Origin of the sequence: Tabrizicola sp. (assembly GCF_030373185.1) — a bacterium.
Classification (GTDB): domain Bacteria; phylum Pseudomonadota; class Alphaproteobacteria; order Rhodobacterales; family Rhodobacteraceae; genus Tabrizicola.
Map to the genome: position 1 here is coordinate 676658 of NZ_JAUCZH010000001.1, position 16218 is coordinate 692875.

Below are 16218 nucleotides of genomic sequence, written 5' to 3' on the forward strand. Positions count from 1 at the left end.
CTTCACTTTGACCATACGGTCAGGAAATGAGTCGCGGCAAGGGGCAGGATGGTCCCGCCGTGAACGGGGAGAAAAGCGATGCCAGCAACCACCGCCCATTCGGGGGATAACCTGCGGATCAATTCCGAACGGCTGTGGGACAGCCTGATGGAAATGGCGAAGATCGGCCCCGGCATTGCGGGCGGCAACAACCGCCAGACTCTGACCGATGCCGACAGCGAAGGTCGCCACCTGTTCGCCGGCTGGTGCAAGGCTGCCGGAATGACCATGGGCGTCGATACAATGGGCAACATGTTCGCCACCCGGGCTGGCACGGACCCGGACGCGCTGCCGGTTTACATGGGCTCTCACCTCGATACCCAACCGACCGGGGGCAAGTATGACGGCGTCTTGGGCGTTCTGGGCGCGCTGGAGGTGGTGCGGACGCTGAACGACATGGGGGTGAAGACGAGACACCCGATCGTGGTGACCAACTGGACAAATGAGGAAGGCACCCGCTACGCCCCTGCCATGCTCGCCTCGGGCGTTTTCGCGGGGATGCATACACAGGACTATGCCTATGCACGCGTCGATGCCGAGGGGAAGGCCTTTGGCGATGAGTTGAAACGGATCGGCTGGGTCGGCGATGAACCCGTGGGCGCGCGCAAGATGCATGCGATGCTGGAGCTGCACATCGAGCAGGGACCGATCCTGGAGGCCGAGGGCAAGGATGTGGGCGTTGTCACCCACGGTCAGGGCCTTTGGTGGTTGCAGATCACGCTCACAGGGCGCGACGCGCATACCGGCTCGACGCCGATGCACATGCGGGTGAATGCGGGCCTTGGCATGGCGCGGATCACCGAACGCGTCCACCAGATCGCGATGAGCCACCAGCCGAACGCCGTGGGCGCGGTGGGCCAGTGCAACGTCTACCCGAACTCGCGCAACGTGATCCCGGGCAAGGTGGTGTTCACGGTGGATATCCGGTCCCCCGAACAGGCCAAGCTTGACGCGATGAAGGCCGAGGTGATGCGGGCGGCCCATGCGGTGGCGAAAGAGCTGGGGCTGGGCTGCGAGATCGAGGATGTGGGCCACTTCGACCCCGTCACCTTTGACGCAAGCCTTGTGAAGGTCGTCCGCCAGAGCGCTGAAAAGCTGGGCTATTCTCATATGGACATCGTGAGCGGCGCCGGCCACGACGCCTGCTGGATCAACCGCGTCGCCCCCACGGTGATGGTGATGTGCCCCTGCGTTGGGGGGCTGAGCCACAACGAGGCGGAGGAGATTTCCCCGGAATGGGCGGCGGCGGGGACGGATGTGCTGTTGCACGCCGTGCTTGAGGTGGCGGAGGTGGTGGGGTGAGTGTTTCGGGCGATTGGATTCCTACCGCCGCATTCATTGAACACTTCGTTCTTGAAGAGGCACTAAGCCGCGACGTGTCAATCAAGAAGGCGTCGGCTACTGTCGTTCCACGGTTTGGACTCTCGTCGAATGGACCGTTCCTTGATCGCCGGACTCGGTTGCTTGGGATGCTCTACACGCTGCTGGTTTTTCCTCGTGAACGCTGGAAGCGCGATGGGCTCATAGACGTTGTGGTTGAACGGGCAAAGATGGACAGTGAACTGTCTGTCGCAAACAAGAAATTGCTTAGCTTGGATTTCATGCGCTGCATCCGAAATGCCGTTTCACATGCTCGGATCGACTTCACGGATGACACGATAACTTTTCGAGACGGCAAAACCGAAGAAAGCCTGACTTTCGAAGTGACGCTTTCTATCCGTGAGGCAGTCAACCTCGTGCTGGTTCTGGGGCGTGCGTTCCATGAAAGCGCACAAGTAAAGGAAACTCTGGCGAACGTCGGGAGAGGCAAGCCATGACCACCATCATCAAGAACGGCACCGTCGTCACCGCCGACCTTACCTACAAGGCCGATGTCCGCATCGAAAACGGGGTGATCACCGAGATCGGGCAGGGCCTTACGGGCGGCTCGGAACTCGATGCGACCGGCTGCTATGTGATGCCCGGCGGGATCGACCCGCATACGCATCTGGAGATGCCCTTCATGGGCACCTACTCGGCGGATGATTTCGAGAGCGGCACGCGGGCGGCGCTGAGTGGCGGGACCACGATGGTTGTCGACTTCGTGCTGCCGGGGCAGGGGCAGGGCCTCATGGATGCGGCCCAGATGTGGCACAACAAGTCGGGCCGGGCGAATTGCGATTATTCCTACCACATGGCGGTGACCTGGTGGGGCGAGAAGGTCTGGGACGGGATTGCCGAGGCGATGGGCGCGGGCATGACCAGCTTCAAGCACTTCATGGCCTACAAGGGCGCGCTCATGGTCAATGACGACGAACTTTTCGCCAGCTTCCGCCGGATTGGCGAGCTTGGCGGGCTGGCCATGGTCCATGCCGAGAACGGCGATGTGGTGGCGGAACTGACGGCCAAGCTGATCGCCGAGGGCAACACCGGCCCCGAAGGCCACGCCTATTCCCGCCCGCCGCAAGTGGAGGGCGAGGCGACAAACCGCGCGATCATGATCGCCGATATGGCGGGCGTGCCGCTTTATGTGGTCCACGTCTCGTGCGAGGACGCGCATGAGGCCATCCGCAGGGCGCGCCAGCAGGGCAAGCGGGTCTGGGGTGAGCCCTTGATCCAGCACCTGACGCTGGACGAAAGCGAATATTTCAACCCCGACTGGGACCATGCCGCGCGCCGCGTCATGTCGCCCCCGTTCCGCAACAAGCAGCATCAGGACAGCCTTTGGGCGGGTCTCATGTCCGGCAGTCTGTCAGTCGTGGCCACTGACCATTGCGCCTTCACGACAGAACAGAAGCGCTTCGGCCTTGGCAACTTTGCCAAGATCCCGAACGGGACGGGGGGGCTGGAGGACCGGATGCCGATGCTCTGGACCCACGGCGTTGCAACGGGGCGCCTCACGCCGAATGAATTTGTCGCCGTAACCTCAACCAATATCGCGAAAATCCTGAACTGCTACCCGAAGAAGGGCGCGGTTCTGGTGGGGGCGGATGCCGATCTTGTGGTCTGGGATCCGGCGAAGGAAAAGACGATCACGGCGGACAAGCAGCAATCCTCGATTGATTACAATGTCTTCGAAGGCAAAGCTGTGAAAGGCCTGCCGCGCTTTACCCTGACCCGTGGCCATCTTGCGGTGCATGATGGTGAGATGCGGACGCAGGAAGGCCACGGCCAGTTCGTCGCCCGCGCGCCGCGCCCGGCGGTGAACCGGGCGTTGAGCCAATGGAAAGACCTGACCGCCCCACGGCCTGTGGTGCGGACGGGTGTCCCGGCAACGGGGGTATAGGTGTCAGGGCTCACCCTGTTCGCTTTCCTCCTCCTCGGAGGCGGATGGGACAAACGTCACGATGGGCGCGTCGAAATAAACCTCGTCCAGGTCTTCGGGCGCTGGGGCAAAGGCAAGGGTCGTCTGCATGGCGGTCCTCCTTTGCGAGCCGAGATGGGAAGGGTTGGCCGCATGCGCAAGGTTCGCATGCATTGGCAACGGGAATGTGAAGGAAGCCACGCTTGAAGGACACGATGAACGCCTCTGCGAATGCCACCGCTCCAGTGATCGAGGCCAAGGGGCTGAACCTCGTCTTTCAGACGGCGGACGGGCCGGTGCATGCGCTCAAGGATGTGGATCTGACGATCAACCGGGGCGATTTCGTCAGCTTCATCGGACCGTCTGGCTGTGGCAAGACCACCTTCCTGCGCTGCATCGCGGCGCTTGAACATCCGACCGGCGGCACGCTGACGGTGAACGGGATGACCCCGGACGAGGCGCGGCTGCGGCGGGCTTACGGCTATGTGTTTCAGGCAGCGGGGCTTTATCCGTGGCGCACGATTGCCGGGAACATCCGGCTGCCACTGGAGATCATGGGCTTTTCCAAAGCGGAAATGGAAAGCCGGATCGACCGGGTGCTGGAGCTGGTGGAGCTGAAGGGTTTTGGCAAGAAATTCCCATGGCAGTTATCAGGTGGCATGCAGCAGCGGGCCTCGATTGCGCGGGCCTTGGCGTTTGATGCCGATATCCTGCTTATGGACGAACCCTTTGGCGCGCTGGACGAGATCGTGCGGGACCGACTGAACGAAGAGGTGCTGAAGCTTTGGGCGCGGACGGGTAAAACCATCGGTTTCGTGACCCATTCCATCCCCGAGGCGGTGTATCTGTCGACCAAGATCGTGGTGATGAGCCCGCGACCGGGGCGGATCACCGATGTGATCGACAGCCCCTTGCCGAAGGAACGCCCGCTGGACATCCGTGACAGCCGCGAATTCATCGAGATCGCCCACCGCGTGCGCGAGGGGCTTCGGGCGGGGCATCAAGATGATTGAGTCGCGGACATGAGCGGGCTGAGTTTCCTGTGGCTTGGTGCGGCGACGGCGGTGTTCGTGGCGGCCAACGGGGTCTTGAAGACCTATGCGGTCAAGGGCGGCTGGCCGGTGCTGGTGGGTGCGCTTTTGCTGTTTTGCGTTGGCAACTGGCTGATGGTGCAGGTGATGCGCCTGAACGGGCTGGGGCTGGCGATTGCGCTGTCGGCGATCTTTCAACTGGTTGCGATTTCGCTGATGGCCATCGTGGTCTTTGGTGAGCGGCCCTCGGGCCTGCAACTGGCGGGCATGGCGCTTGGCGTGGTGGCCGTGGCGATGATCGCCTGGCCGCAAGGGGGGGGGGCATGACCCGCGCGCTTCCCGTTCTGACCGTTCTCGCCGGGATCGTGGCAATCTGGTATGCCGCCGCGGTCTGGATGAACGCGACATGGATCTTCGATCAGGCCGAACGCAATGGCCAGACCGTGACATGGGCCGAGGTGATCCCGCAGACCATGGATCAGGCCCGCCCGCTGTTGCCCCCGCCGCATCAGGTAGCGGCGGAGTTGTGGAAGGGTGTCGCCGGGCAGGCAGTCACCTCCAAGCGCAGCTTGGTCTACCACGGCTATGTCACGGTCAAAGGCACCCTGATGGGTTTTGGTCTTGGGATCGTGATGGGCGTTCTGCTGGCCATGTCCATCGTGCGGTTCCGCGTGATGGACATGAGCGTGATGCCTTGGGCGATCATCAGCCAGACCATTCCTATCGTTGCCCTTGCGCCGATGATCCTGACGCTGTCCAGCCAGTTGGGGATCAGCGGGCGCGATGTGCCAAAGGCGATCATCGCGGCCTATCTGTCGTTTTTTCCGGTGCTGGTGAGCATGGTCAAGGGCTTGCGCGCACCCGACCAGATGCAGCTTGACCTGTTGCGCACTTATGGCGCGGGTGAGGGGGCGACCTTCCTGAAACTGCGGCTTCCGGCCTCGATGCCGTATTTCTTCGCCTCGCTGAAGGTGGCGATTGCGGCCAGCCTGATCGGCACCATCGTCGGCGAACTTCCCACCGGGGCGATTGAAGGCCTTGGCGCGCGGATGCTGATCGGGTCGCAGTTCGGTGAGCCGTTGATCATGTGGGCGGCACTGTTCGCGGCGGCGATCCTTGCGGGGATGCTGATCCTTGCCGTGGGCGTGGTAGAGCGGCTGGCCCGCGCGCGCATGGGGGTGCCGGCATGACCTGGCTTGTGGGAACGATTGGCATCTGGCTGGCGGCCTGGGCGTTGAACGCGCGGCTGGCGGCCAGTGGCTGGGCGCGGACTACGGCGGGCAAGCTGGCGGTGCCGATCCTGTTCGGGGTGACGATCCTTGTCCTGTGGGAAGGGCTGGTGCGGGGGGCAGGCATTGCCCCGGTGATCCTGCCCGCGCCAAGCGCGATTGCGGCCAAGATTGCCGTCTCGCTGCCGACTCTATGGCTGGATTTCTCGCAGACCTTCCTCAAGGGCGCATTGCCGGGCTTTGTGATCGGTTGCGGGGCAGCCATCGCCACCGCGATTGCCATCGACCGCAGCCCCTTTCTGCAACGCGGGCTTTTGCCGATCGGCAATTTCGTGGCCGCCTTGCCGATTGTTGGCCTCGCGCCGATCCTTGTGATGTGGTTCGGGTTTGACTGGCAGTCGAAGGCCGCCGTGGTGGTGGTGATGGTGTTCTTTCCGGTCTTGGTGAACATGGTCGCGGGCTTGCAGGCGTCAGAGCGGATGCAGGCCGATCTGATGGCCACTTGGGGCGCATCCTACTGGCAGTCGCTGGTGAAACTGCGGCTGCCGGCGGCGATGCCATTTCTGTTCAACGGGCTTAAAATTGCATCGACTCTGGCCCTGATCGGCGCAATCGTTGCCGAGTTTTTCGGCAGTCCGATCTATGGCATGGGATTTCGCATCTCGACCGAGGTGGGGCGGCTTGGCCTTGACATGGTCTGGGCCGAGATTGCGGTGGCGGCATTGGCGGGGTCGGCCTTTTACGGGCTGATCGCGCTTATCGAACGGTGGGTGACCTTCTGGCACCCCTCGCAAAGGCATTAACCAAAGGCCCGGGATACGGGCTCAACACGGGAGAAGACGATGAAGAAGCTGATGACAGGGGCGTTCATGGCCGCGATGGCCACCGGCGCGCAGGCTGAAGACGTGACGCTGCAACTGAAATGGGTCACGCAGGCCCAGTTCGCGGGCTACTATGTGGCACAGGACAAGGGATTTTACGAGGAAGAGGGGCTGAATGTCACCATTCTTCCAGGCGGGCCGGACATCGCGCCGACGCAGGTGATCGCGGGTGGCGGGGCCGATGTGATGGTGGACTGGATGCCTGCGGCTTTGGCCGCGAGGGAAAAGGGACTGCCGCTGGTGAACATCGCGCAACCCTTTGCATCTTCGGGCATGATGCTGACCTGCCTTGCCGAAACCGGCATCACCGCCCCGGCTGATTTTGCCGACAAGACGCTTGGCGTCTGGTTCTTCGGCAACGAATTCCCGTTCCTGTCGTGGATGGGGACGCTTGGCCTTGCGACCGATGGCTCGGCTGGCGGGGTGACGGTGCTGAAGCAGGGCTTCAACGTGGATCCCTTGCTGCAAAAGCAGGCGGCCTGCATTTCCACCATGACCTACAACGAATACTGGCAGGTGATCGACGCCGGGATCTCTCCGGACCAGCTGGTGACCTTCAAGTATGAAGATCAGGGCGTGGCGACGCTGGAAGACGGGCTTTATGTGCTGGAAGACCGTCTGGCCGATCCGGCTTTTGAAGAGGCCATGGTCAAGTTTGTCCGGGCCAGCATGAAAGGCTGGAAATACGCCGAGGCGAACCCGGATGAAGCGGCGATGATCGTGCTGGAAAACGACCAGACCGGCGCGCAGACCGAAAACCACCAAAAGCGCATGATGGGCGAGATTGCCAAGCTGACGGCAGGCTCCAACGGCGCGCTGGATGTGGCGGCGGCGGAACGCACTGTTGCCACGCTGCTGGCCGGTGGGTCTGATCCGGTGATCACTGCCGCCCCGACGGGCGCATGGACCAGCGTCATCACCGACAAGGCGCTGGCGAACTGATCCGACGACACGACAAGGCCGCGCCCGGGCAATCGTCCGGGCGCGGAATGATTTTCAGATGTTGTCAATCGCTGCCTGACCTGTAAATCTTGTGACTTCTCCACGGGTCACGCCATGCCGCTTTCCTCTCTGACTGGAACCAGACTGCGCGAACGCCGTCTTGCAGCCGGGTTGCGGCAAGCCGATGTTGCGGCAGAAGCCGGAATTTCGGCGTCCTACCTCAACCTCATCGAACACAACCGCCGCAAGGTCAGCGGCGAGGTGCTGGACCGTCTGGCCCTGCTTCTGGGCGTTGATCTGTCGGCCGTCGCAAAAGGGGTCGATGCGGCGCTGATGGCGGGAATACAGGCTGCGGTCGCAAGGGGCGGAACCGATGCATCGGGGACAGTCGGGGCCGAAATTGACCGGCAGGATGAATTCGTCAGCCGCTTTCCGGGCTGGGCGGGGCTTCTGGTGGCGCTGGATACCCGTGTGCAGACCCTTGAGCGCGCGATCGAGACCTTGAACGACCGGATGACCCATGATCCTCATCTGTCGCAGTCGCTGCATGAGGTGCTTTCGTCCCTGTCCTCGGTCCGTGCGACGGCGGCAATTCTGGCCGAAACGGAGGATCTCGATCCCGAATGGGCCGGGCGGTTCCATCAGAACCTGCACCATGACAGTGAACGCCTTGCAGCCGGGGCCGAGGCGCTGGTGGCCTATCTGGATGCGGGCAGCGACACTGCCGAACAAGGCATCGCCGCCCCTCAGGAGGAGGTGGAGGACTGGTTGAAATCGCATGACTGGGCCATCGATGATGCGACGCTTTCATCGGGACTGGACTCGGAAATTGATGGGCTTGCCTCGACCGCCGCACGCAGTCTGGCGCGTGATCATCTGGCCCGACTGGCCGATGATGCCCGCGTTCTGCCGCTGGCCGGTTTTGTCGCTGCGGTGGATACCCACGGCCCGGACCCCTTTGCTTTGGCCGGGGTCTTTGGCTGTGATCCCTTGGTGGTAATGCGCAGGTTGGCAGGTTTGCCCGGCCTTGATGCCGGTCTGGTGCTTTGCGACGCCTCAGGCACCCTGACCTTTCGCAAGCCGGCAGCTGGCTTTCCCATGCCGCGCTTTGGGTCTGCTTGCCCACTTTGGCCTCTATACGCAGCGCTTGGGCGTCCCCAGCAACCGGTCGAGGCGGTTGTGGAAATGGCCGGGCAGGGCGGGCGGCGCTACCGGGTTCAGGCATGGGCCAGCCCGCGCTATCCCTTTGGGCTGCGCGGGCCGGAACTTCGCGAGGCCGGAATGCTGATCCTTGGCGCCGAACCCGAGGCGGTATCGACATTGCCGATCGGATCAAGCTGCCGGGTTTGCCCGCGCGGCGACTGTCCGGCGCGGCGCGAGCCGTCAATCCTGTCAGCGGCCGCCTAAAGACCCAATCGGCCCATTGGGTTTTGACATGGCCGCCGGTTGCGCCAATAGTAGGCGTCTGGGTGCCGGAAGCGCGCCGGGGGGAACCGTTGTCACAGCATGTGCTCCTCATCGAGGATGAGCCGAACATCGCCGAGGCGATCCGCTTCATCCTGTCGCGCGATGGTTGGCGCGTCAGCCATGAGGCGGACGGTAGCGCCGCACTCGAGCGCGTGCGCAAGGACCGGCCCGATCTGGTGATCCTTGACCACATGCTGCCGGGGATGTCGGGGCTTGATATCCTTTCCGCCCTGCGCGCCGACCCCGAAACGGTGGCCCTGCCGGTGATGATGCTGACAGCCCGGGGCCGTGACCGCGAAATGGCCGAACAGGCCGGGGCCAACCGCTTCATGTCAAAGCCGTTTTCCAATGCCGAGATCCTTGCCGAGGTCCGCTCGATGATGGGGCGATGATGGCACGGAAAAAGCCGCCGCTGTTTCTGGCCCGGGCGCCCTACCGTCGGCGGCGGTTGCGCGACGCGGCGCGGCTGTTACCGATTCTGGGAATCTTTCTTCTGCTGCTGCCGCTCTTGTGGACCGAGGAATCCCGGCTGAACCTGTCGGCTGTCGATGTGATCTATTTCTTCGGGGTCTGGCTTTTGCTGATCGGTCTGGCCGCCGCCTTTGCCCCGGGGCTGCGCAAGGGTGAGGGTTTGAAGGAGGAGGAGGACTGACATGCCCTTCAACCTTCTGGTGGTCGCCTGCCTGCTTTATGTGGTGTTCCTGTTCGCCGTGGCCTTCATAGTCGAACGCCGGGCGCAGGCGGGTCGGCTTGGCTGGCTGCGGTCACCGCTTGTCTATACGCTGTCCCTGTCGATCTATTGCACCGCCTGGACCTTCTACGGAGCGGTCGGATATGCGGCGCGATCAGGGCTGGAGTTCCTGACGATCTACTTTGGCCCGACACTGGTTTTCGTGGGTTGGTGGTGGCTCTTGCGCAAGCTGGTGCGGATCGGGCGGCAATACCGCGTCACCTCGATCGCCGACCTGATATCGTCTCGCTTTGGCAAGTCGAACACGCTGGGGGTGATTGTCACGATCATCGCCGTTGTGGCCGCGACGCCATATATAGCGCTGCAACTGCAATCTGTGGTCCTGTCCTTTGGCGTCTTCGCCAGTGCGACACCAGACGGAGTGGCGCCTCCGGACCCGGGCAGTACGGCAATCTGGGTGGCGGTTGGGCTGGCGTTGTTCACCATCCTGTTTGGCACCCGCAACCTTGATGCCAAGGAACAGCACCACGGCATCGTCACCGCCATTGCAGTCGAGGCGGTGGTCAAGCTGGTTGCGCTCCTGGCGGTCGGGGCTTTCGTCGTCTGGGGGATTGCGGATGGTGTCGGCGACATCATCGCCCGGATCGACGCGGCCGATCTTTCCGCATGGCAGGTGCAGCCGGGACGCTGGGCGGGGCTGATCTTCCTGTCCGCCGTCGCTGTCATCACCCTGCCGCGGATGTTTCAGGTCATGGTGGTGGAAAACGACGACGAGGGCCATCTGGCCCGCGCCAGTTGGGCTTTCCCGCTGTATCTCATGCTGATGAGCCTGTTCATTGTTCCCATCGCGGTAGTGGGGCTGGACCGTCTTCCCGCAGGGTCAAACCCGGACATGTTCGTGCTCACCCTGCCTCTGGCCGAGGGGCAGGGCGGGTTGGCGATGTTGGCCTTTCTGGGCGGGTTCTCCTCGGCCACCTCGATGGTGATCGTGGAATCCATCGCTCTGGCCACGATGATTTCCAACCATGTGGTGATCCCGCTCTGGCTGCGGATGCGACCAGCGGCGGCGGCGGGGGATGATCTGCGGTCGGTGGTCTTGAACGCGCGCCGGGTGGCCATCGCGGCGGTGCTGGCGCTTGGGTATGGCTACTATCACGTCTCGGGCGGGTCTGCGGCCTTGGCGGCGATCGGGCTGATTGCGTTTCTGGGTGTGGCACAGGTGCTGCCTGCCTTGATCGGGGGGCTGTTCTGGCGCGGGGCCACGCGGGTTGGCGCGATCATGGGGCTGGTCACCGGCTTTGTCGTCTGGGCCTATACCTCGTTCCTGCCGTCCTTCGGGCCGGGGGCGGTGCTGTCGGATGCGGTCTTTGCCCAGGGCCTTCTGGGTCTCTCATGGCTGCGCCCGCAGGCCCTGTTCGGAACCGAGGCGATGGACCCACTGATCCATGCGCTGTTCTGGTCGCTGACCTTGAATGCCATCGCCTTCTGCATCGGCTCTCTGTTGACCTTTCCCGGCCCGGTCGAACGGTTGCAGGGCGCGGCCTTTGTGAACGTCTTCGAAGGCTCGGTAGGACCACAGCGCTGGTCCAAGGGGCAGGTGGAGCCCGAGGCGCTTTTGACCATGGCCCAGAGAATTCTGGGCGAGGAAGAGGCGCTGTCGCTGTTTCAGTCTTCCGCGCGCGAACAGGGCAAGGACAGTTTCCTGCCTGATCCGACCCCCGGCTTTCTGAACCGGCTGGAGGCGCAGTTGTCCGGCACGGTGGGGGCTGCCACCGCCCATGCGATGATCAGCCAGCTTGTCGGGCGCGCCACGGTGACGGTGGAAGACCTGATGGCCGTTGCCAGCGAATCCGCCCAGATCATGGAATACTCCGCCCAGCTTGAGGCGCGCGAGGCCGAACTGACCCGCACCGCCGGCGCGCTGCGCGAGGCCAATGAAAAGCTGACGCAACTTTCGATCCAGAAGGACGCCTTCCTTTCACAGATCAGCCACGAACTGCGCACCCCCATGACCTCGATCCGCGCCTTTTCAGAGATCCTGACCGAAGGCGACCTGCCGCCCGAAATGGTGACGAAGTATGGGCGGATCATCCATGACGAGGCCAAGCGGCTGACCCGCTTGCTGGATGACCTGCTGGATCTGAGTGTGCTGGAGAACGGTACCGTGCAGTTGAACCTTGGTCTGGCCAGCCTGCAACAGATGCTGGATACCGCCCTGACTGCCGCGCGCCAGACAAGGCCCGAACGCAGCTTCGTCATCCACCGCGATCTGCCGTCCGAAGCGATCTACATCAAGACCGACGCAGACCGGTTGACGCAGGTGTTCATCAACCTGATCTCGAACGCGCGAAAGTACTGCGACGCGGCCAAACCGGAACTCAGGATCAGCGTGCGCCAGCGTGCCGGTCGGGTGACGATCGATTTCATCGACAACGGCAAGGGGATCCCGAAGGAGTCGCAGTCGCTGATCTTCGAGAAGTTCGCCCGCCTGACCGATGCCAACCGGGCAGGGGGCGCTGGTCTTGGGCTGGCAATCTGCCGCGAGATCATGACGAATCTCGGTGGATCAGTGGCTTACCTGCCAGGTCAGGGCGGGGCTGCGTTCCGCATCACGGTGCCTTTGCGGCTGGAAAAACTGGCGGCTTAACGCTTTGGTAGGGCAGCGCGCGCTAATGTCGGGTATCAACCCCCGGGGATTGTCTGCATGATCGATGTGATCCGCCGCAAGATCGACCGCGCCAGGGTGCCGCTTGCCGATGGCGCTCCGGGGGCCGACCGGGGCTGGCGGCTGGCCCTCGCCCGGGCCACACGCGACGCGATGGGCCTGGATCTTGAATTTCGCCGCCTGAAGGTGACCCGCGCCAGCCTCGCCGAACTCTTGGAAATCGCGCCGGACCGGGCGCTGGTGGCGCTGCTTGATGGCCCGCAGGCCGGGCTTGGCATCCTCATGCTGGATCCCTCCGTCACGGCTGCGCTGATCGAAATGCAGACGATTGGCCGGCTGTCGCAACAGGCGCCCACCCTGCGCAAACCTACCAGAATCGATGCTGCAATGGTGGCAGGCGTGATTGATCGTGCGCTGACCGGGCTGGAAGAAACCCTTGCCGAAGAGGCAGATTTTGTCTGGGCCGGGGGGTTCCGCTACGCCTCGTTTCTGGAAGACACAAGGCCCTTGGCCCTTCTGCTGGAGGAAGAGTCGTATCGTGTCCTGCTGGCTGACGTGGCCTTGGGCGGCGGCGACCGGGAAGGGCAGGTCATATTGATCCTGCCGGCCAACGGAAGGGGCGAACGACCCGAGTTGTCCGACATTGGCGACGAAGCCGACATACCACATTTTGCCAACGCACTGGCGGCTCAGGTCTTGCGGGTCGATAGTCGGCTCGACGCGGTGATCGGGCGGCTGACCCTGCCAATCTCACAGATCATGGGACTTGGCCCGGGTGATCTGCTGGACCTGCCGCTTGCAGGGCTGGACGCCATTTCACTGGAGACACTGGAAGGGCGGCAGGTTGCCCGGGCCAGACTGGGCCAGAATCGCGGGATGCGCGCGCTTAAAGTGCTTGAGGCAGAGGTGGTGCGTAATTCCGCCCCGACCTCCCGCCCGGTCATGCCAGCAGCCGTCCCCCCTGCTGTCGTTGCGCCTGAACCGGGTCTGCGGGCCGCCGGCTGATCCGTCAGCCCGCCCGCGCCATGGCCTCGATCTGTGGGCGCAGGTGGTCAAGCTGATAGCCATAGCGCGCCGGAAGGCCCACAAGTTCGTCCACCGGACGCTTGCCAGCCTCGGCCAAGGCCCAGACGATCGAGCTCCGGTTGCCGCTGGCGCAATAGGCAAGGATCGGGCCGCTCGCGGCTGCGATGGCTGTGCGCTGCGCGGTCACATTGTCCATGGTCAACGCGCCACCGATCACCGGATTTGCCACAAATTCCAGCCCCAGCGCCTCGGCCGCCGACTTCATTGCCGAGGCGTGAAGTTGCGGCGGGATTTCACCATCTGGCCGGTTGTCGATGATCATCGTGTAGCCCGCAGCCTTGATCGCGGCGAGGTCAGAAAGCTCAATCTGCGGTGAAACGGCGTAGTCCGGGGTAATGGCGCGAATATCCATGTTCATTCCTTGCTGACGGGCGGCCTTAAGCCGGGCATGGCGGTTTTGGCAAATATAGTCGCTGGCATGGAAAAGCGAAAGCGCTGGCGTTGACTTGGGTCAAGGTGCGGCCAGCCGTGACGGGTGATACATAAGGCACCAAGAGGAGGAAAGTGATGCAATCGTCCCCGAAGACAAATCTGGCTCAGCGCAAGGCCATGCTGGAAGGCCGCCTGATCGAACTGGGCGAAAGGTTGGAAGCGATCGAGGAGGAACTTGATTCGCATCACAACCCGGACTGGTCCGACCTTGCCGCCGAGCGTGAGGTCGATGAGGTGCTGGAAGCCACCGGAATGGCTGGTTTGGCCGAAATTCCGCAGATCCGGTCTGCGTTGCAGCGGATTGAGGTCGGCAGCTATGGCCTTTGTGTCCGCTGTGGTGCCGAGATTGCAGAGGAGCGGCTTGACGTGCTGCCCTGGACCCCGTTCTGCCGGATTTGCGCCCGATGACGCAGGTTCGTTCCACCACAATCGGGCAACCCGGCGACCATGATCCGCGCGGTCTGATCTTGCAAGATCAGGGCCTGCAACGCCTGCTGGCCGAGATGCAGGCTTTGGTCGCGCTGATGCCCGGACGGCACTCTGCCACTCCGCAGATGACCGGCACCGATTGCCGGTCCACCGACGAAACCGAAAGCCAGACCGACGCCATGATCGAGGCGGGCTTTGACAACATGCCCGTATGACCTGATCCGTCTGAATTGATCCGACCGGTCAGTTCGGTTCGTGCTGGCGGTATGAACTTGCCAAGCCCTTGAGATTGCGCCTTACTTGTGCGGGCGGGCAAGGGGCTGCCATCATGGCATCAAGCGGAGTTGCGGTTGAACGGCGAAGCAGGACACTTGTCCTGACGCTGGGCAATGGTCCTGCCAATACAATCAGTCCTGCGCTGCGCCGCGCCCTGCTGCGCGAGATCGAGACAGCGGATTGCAGCGCCATCGTCCTTGCGGCAAGGGGGACGACATTCTCCAGCGCGCTGCCGCTGGAGCCGGACCACGCAACCCCGCGGCTGGCAGATCTTTGCACGGCGATTGCAGAGGCAAGGGTGCCTGTTGTTGCAGCGCTGCATGGCCTTGTGATGGGGGCGGGGGCCGAGCTTGCACTTGCGGCCACCGCGCGGATTGCCAGCCCCGGATGCCGCATTGCGCTGCCAGAGATCGCGCTTGGGCTTTGCCCGGAAGCTGGCACCTCTCGGCGTCTGCCAACACTGGTCGGATCAGTGGCTGCGTTGCGTCTTTTGCTGACCGGGCGCGCGGTTGGCGCAGACGAGGCGCTGGGACTGGGACTGTTGGGGGCCGTGGTCGACGGCCCGCTTCTGGATGAGGCGATAGCGTTGGCCGAAGCCCTGGCCGACAGCCCGCGCGCTCCGCGTCCTGTAGAACCCGCCGCTACCTGGCAAGCCGCGATTGCCGGGGCGCGGCGCGCATATCCGCGGGCTTTGCCTGCGGTCGGACGGATCATTGACTGTGTGGAGGCTGCGCTGCTGCTGCCCCCGGAGGCCGCGCAGGCTTTCGAAGCGGTTACCCGGGAGGATCTGGAGAAGACGCCCGAGGCAGCCGGGCTTTGTGCTGCGGTCAAGGCCGAACGACGTGCGGCTGCGCTGCCGCCTGCCGTTGCCCGGGCCGGCGCCAGTTTCACAGACCGCATCGCGCTTTCCGGGCGCGGGCAAGGCCTTGGCGTTCTGGCGCGCGCCGCCGTTGCCAAGGGGATGGCGGTTGTCTGGCTTCAGCCCGAACCAGAGGCGTCGGCGGCGGATGGGCAGTTGCCCTCCGGGCCATTGTTGCGGATTGTTGCTGATCCCGCCGCACTTGCCGGGATCCCGTTTCAGGTGCATGCCAATCTTGCGAATGCCGACCTTTCAAGTCGTGCCACCCCCGGAACCGCAGTACTGGTTCTGGGCGGGGCCGAGGGCGAGATGGGTCTGTCCATTGCCCCCTCCGGGCGGGCTTGCGAGCTTTCGGTCCTGGCCGAGGAAGCGCCCGACGCTATTGCCACTGCCGTCGCGGTCCTGCGCCGGCTGGGGTTGCCGCCGCTTCTTGTCGGCCAGCGCCCCATTCTTGGCGAACGGGTCTCGGCGGCGGGGATGGCGGTCTTGCTGCACCTTTCTTCGCGTGGCGTGTCACCGCGTCGGCTTGGGGCGGCGCTGGTTCCATTCGGCGCAGTCGTGCCACAAAGCCTTCAAGGCGGCGTCCCGGATCCGGCCGCGCCGCCGCCAGACATGACCGCGGTTCAGATCCGCGACCGCTGGCTGGCAGCAATGGCCAATGAAGGGTTGCGCCTGCTGGATCTGGGCATCGCACGCCGTCCGTCGGATGTGGATCATGCGATGGTGGCCGGTCACGGGTTTCCGCGCTGGCGCGGGGGGCCGATGCATCAGGCAGACCAGCGTGGCCTGCTGGTCCTGCGCCATGACCTGCGGCTTTGGGCAGAGGAAAGCCCGCTCTGGTCGCCAGCACCGCTTCTGGACCGGCTTATCCAGGACGGATTGCGCCTTTCGGCGCTGGACCGCTAAGG

General features: G+C 63.7%; 18 protein-coding genes. 16 read left to right on the forward strand and 2 right to left on the reverse strand.

Annotation, left to right across the window (positions count from 1 at the left end; translation table 11 throughout):
* Window positions 1–78: 78 nt before the first annotated feature.
* Genes QUV21_RS03285 through hydA form a run of 3 tightly spaced genes read left to right on the forward strand, consistent with a single transcriptional unit; the run spans window position 79 to window position 3304 of the window.
* Window positions 79–1341 carry a Zn-dependent hydrolase gene (locus tag QUV21_RS03285; RefSeq protein ID WP_300853113.1) on the forward strand — a complete coding sequence of 421 codons (1263 nt, stop codon included), beginning with the start codon at window positions 79–81 and terminating at the stop codon, window positions 1339–1341.
* Window positions 1338–1856: a HEPN family nuclease gene (locus tag QUV21_RS03290; protein ID WP_300853114.1), complete on the forward strand. Its 519-nt coding sequence runs from the start codon at window positions 1338–1340 to the stop codon at window positions 1854–1856. The genes QUV21_RS03285 and QUV21_RS03290 overlap by 4 nt, the downstream gene beginning before the upstream one ends.
* Window positions 1853–3304, forward strand: a complete 1452-nt coding sequence (hydA, locus tag QUV21_RS03295) for a dihydropyrimidinase (RefSeq protein WP_300853115.1) — start codon at window positions 1853–1855, stop codon at window positions 3302–3304. The genes QUV21_RS03290 and hydA overlap by 4 nt, the downstream gene beginning before the upstream one ends.
* 3 nt (window positions 3305–3307) lie before the next feature.
* Here the strand turns inward: hydA and QUV21_RS03300 are convergent, their stop codons facing one another.
* Window positions 3308–3433 carry a hypothetical protein gene (locus tag QUV21_RS03300; protein ID WP_300853116.1) on the reverse strand — a complete coding sequence of 42 codons (126 nt, stop codon included), beginning with the start codon at window positions 3431–3433 and terminating at the stop codon, window positions 3308–3310.
* Between the two features lie 104 nt (window positions 3434–3537).
* On the opposite strand from QUV21_RS03300, the gene QUV21_RS03305 reads away from it, so the two are divergent.
* The 10 genes from QUV21_RS03305 (at window position 3538) to QUV21_RS03350 (ending at window position 13233) form a co-directional block, all read left to right on the forward strand.
* Window positions 3538–4335: an ABC transporter ATP-binding protein gene (locus tag QUV21_RS03305; protein WP_300853484.1), complete on the forward strand. Its 798-nt coding sequence runs from the start codon at window positions 3538–3540 to the stop codon at window positions 4333–4335.
* Window positions 4336–4344: 9 nt separating this feature from the next.
* Window positions 4345–4680, forward strand: a complete 336-nt coding sequence (locus QUV21_RS03310) for a hypothetical protein (RefSeq protein WP_300853117.1) — start codon at window positions 4345–4347, stop codon at window positions 4678–4680.
* On the forward strand, window positions 4677–5543 hold the full coding sequence (locus tag QUV21_RS03315) for an ABC transporter permease subunit (RefSeq protein WP_300853118.1): 867 nt from the start codon (window positions 4677–4679) through the stop codon (window positions 5541–5543). Before QUV21_RS03310 ends, QUV21_RS03315 begins: the two co-directional genes overlap by 4 nt.
* Window positions 5540–6385 carry an ABC transporter permease gene (locus QUV21_RS03320; RefSeq protein ID WP_300853119.1) on the forward strand — a complete coding sequence of 282 codons (846 nt, stop codon included), beginning with the start codon at window positions 5540–5542 and terminating at the stop codon, window positions 6383–6385. Before QUV21_RS03315 ends, QUV21_RS03320 begins: the two co-directional genes overlap by 4 nt.
* 39 nt (window positions 6386–6424) lie before the next feature.
* Window positions 6425–7405, forward strand: a complete 981-nt coding sequence (locus QUV21_RS03325) for an ABC transporter substrate-binding protein (RefSeq protein ID WP_300853120.1) — start codon at window positions 6425–6427, stop codon at window positions 7403–7405.
* A gap of 114 nt (window positions 7406–7519) precedes the next feature.
* Window positions 7520–8812, forward strand: a complete 1293-nt coding sequence (locus tag QUV21_RS03330) for a helix-turn-helix domain-containing protein (protein ID WP_300853121.1) — start codon at window positions 7520–7522, stop codon at window positions 8810–8812.
* A gap of 89 nt (window positions 8813–8901) precedes the next feature.
* On the forward strand, window positions 8902–9264 hold the full coding sequence (locus QUV21_RS03335) for a response regulator (RefSeq protein WP_300853122.1): 363 nt from the start codon (window positions 8902–8904) through the stop codon (window positions 9262–9264).
* A complete protein-coding gene (locus QUV21_RS03340) occupies window positions 9261–9524 on the forward strand; it encodes a hypothetical protein (RefSeq protein ID WP_300853123.1) in 264 nt (87 codons plus the stop codon). The genes QUV21_RS03335 and QUV21_RS03340 overlap by 4 nt, the downstream gene beginning before the upstream one ends.
* A 1-nt stretch (window position 9525) precedes the next feature.
* Window positions 9526–12210: an ATP-binding protein gene (locus QUV21_RS03345; protein WP_300853124.1), complete on the forward strand. Its 2685-nt coding sequence runs from the start codon at window positions 9526–9528 to the stop codon at window positions 12208–12210.
* Window positions 12211–12267: 57 nt separating this feature from the next.
* On the forward strand, window positions 12268–13233 hold the full coding sequence (locus QUV21_RS03350) for a FliM/FliN family flagellar motor switch protein (RefSeq protein ID WP_300853125.1): 966 nt from the start codon (window positions 12268–12270) through the stop codon (window positions 13231–13233).
* 4 nt (window positions 13234–13237) lie between these two features.
* Here the strand turns inward: QUV21_RS03350 and QUV21_RS03355 are convergent, their stop codons facing one another.
* A complete protein-coding gene (locus QUV21_RS03355; RefSeq protein ID WP_300853126.1) occupies window positions 13238–13666 on the reverse strand; it encodes a TIGR01244 family sulfur transferase in 429 nt (142 codons plus the stop codon).
* A gap of 155 nt (window positions 13667–13821) precedes the next feature.
* Here QUV21_RS03355 and QUV21_RS03360 point away from each other — a divergent pair, with 155 nt between their 5' ends.
* From QUV21_RS03360 to QUV21_RS03370, 3 genes are all read left to right on the forward strand, one after another.
* The gene (locus tag QUV21_RS03360) at window positions 13822–14154 is read left to right on the forward strand and encodes a TraR/DksA C4-type zinc finger protein (RefSeq protein WP_300853127.1); all 333 of its coding nucleotides are present in this window, start codon (window positions 13822–13824) and stop codon (window positions 14152–14154) included.
* Entirely contained in the window at window positions 14151–14390 is a 240-nt protein-coding gene (locus QUV21_RS03365; protein ID WP_300853128.1) for a hypothetical protein, read from the forward strand. The genes QUV21_RS03360 and QUV21_RS03365 overlap by 4 nt, the downstream gene beginning before the upstream one ends.
* A gap of 113 nt (window positions 14391–14503) precedes the next feature.
* Window positions 14504–16216, forward strand: coding sequence for an enoyl-CoA hydratase-related protein (locus QUV21_RS03370; RefSeq protein ID WP_300853129.1), 1713 nt, complete (start codon window positions 14504–14506; stop codon window positions 16214–16216).
* Window positions 16217–16218 lie beyond the last annotated feature (2 nt).

Excerpts from the sequence above, each read along its gene's own strand:
- QUV21_RS03285 (WP_300853113.1), top strand. The coding sequence starts at position 79 with ATGCCAGCAACCACCGCCCATTCGGGGGATAACCTGCGGATCAATTCC.
- hydA (WP_300853115.1), top strand. The coding sequence starts at position 1,853 with ATGACCACCATCATCAAGAACGGCACCGTCGTCACCGCCGACCTTACC.
- QUV21_RS03300 (WP_300853116.1), bottom strand. The coding sequence starts at position 3,433 with ATGCAGACGACCCTTGCCTTTGCCCCAGCGCCCGAAGACCTGGACGAG.
- QUV21_RS03305 (WP_300853484.1), top strand. The coding sequence starts at position 3,538 with ATGAACGCCTCTGCGAATGCCACCGCTCCAGTGATCGAGGCCAAGGGG.
- QUV21_RS03310 (WP_300853117.1), top strand. The coding sequence starts at position 4,345 with ATGAGCGGGCTGAGTTTCCTGTGGCTTGGTGCGGCGACGGCGGTGTTC.
- QUV21_RS03315 (WP_300853118.1), top strand. The coding sequence starts at position 4,677 with ATGACCCGCGCGCTTCCCGTTCTGACCGTTCTCGCCGGGATCGTGGCA.
- QUV21_RS03320 (WP_300853119.1), top strand. The coding sequence starts at position 5,540 with ATGACCTGGCTTGTGGGAACGATTGGCATCTGGCTGGCGGCCTGGGCG.
- QUV21_RS03325 (WP_300853120.1), top strand. The coding sequence starts at position 6,425 with ATGAAGAAGCTGATGACAGGGGCGTTCATGGCCGCGATGGCCACCGGC.
- QUV21_RS03330 (WP_300853121.1), top strand. The coding sequence starts at position 7,520 with ATGCCGCTTTCCTCTCTGACTGGAACCAGACTGCGCGAACGCCGTCTT.
- QUV21_RS03340 (WP_300853123.1), top strand. The coding sequence starts at position 9,261 with ATGATGGCACGGAAAAAGCCGCCGCTGTTTCTGGCCCGGGCGCCCTAC.
- QUV21_RS03345 (WP_300853124.1), top strand. The coding sequence starts at position 9,526 with ATGCCCTTCAACCTTCTGGTGGTCGCCTGCCTGCTTTATGTGGTGTTC.
- QUV21_RS03350 (WP_300853125.1), top strand. The coding sequence starts at position 12,268 with ATGATCGATGTGATCCGCCGCAAGATCGACCGCGCCAGGGTGCCGCTT.
- QUV21_RS03355 (WP_300853126.1), bottom strand. The coding sequence starts at position 13,666 with ATGGATATTCGCGCCATTACCCCGGACTACGCCGTTTCACCGCAGATT.
- QUV21_RS03360 (WP_300853127.1), top strand. The coding sequence starts at position 13,822 with ATGCAATCGTCCCCGAAGACAAATCTGGCTCAGCGCAAGGCCATGCTG.
- QUV21_RS03365 (WP_300853128.1), top strand. The coding sequence starts at position 14,151 with ATGACGCAGGTTCGTTCCACCACAATCGGGCAACCCGGCGACCATGAT.
- QUV21_RS03370 (WP_300853129.1), top strand. The coding sequence starts at position 14,504 with ATGGCATCAAGCGGAGTTGCGGTTGAACGGCGAAGCAGGACACTTGTC.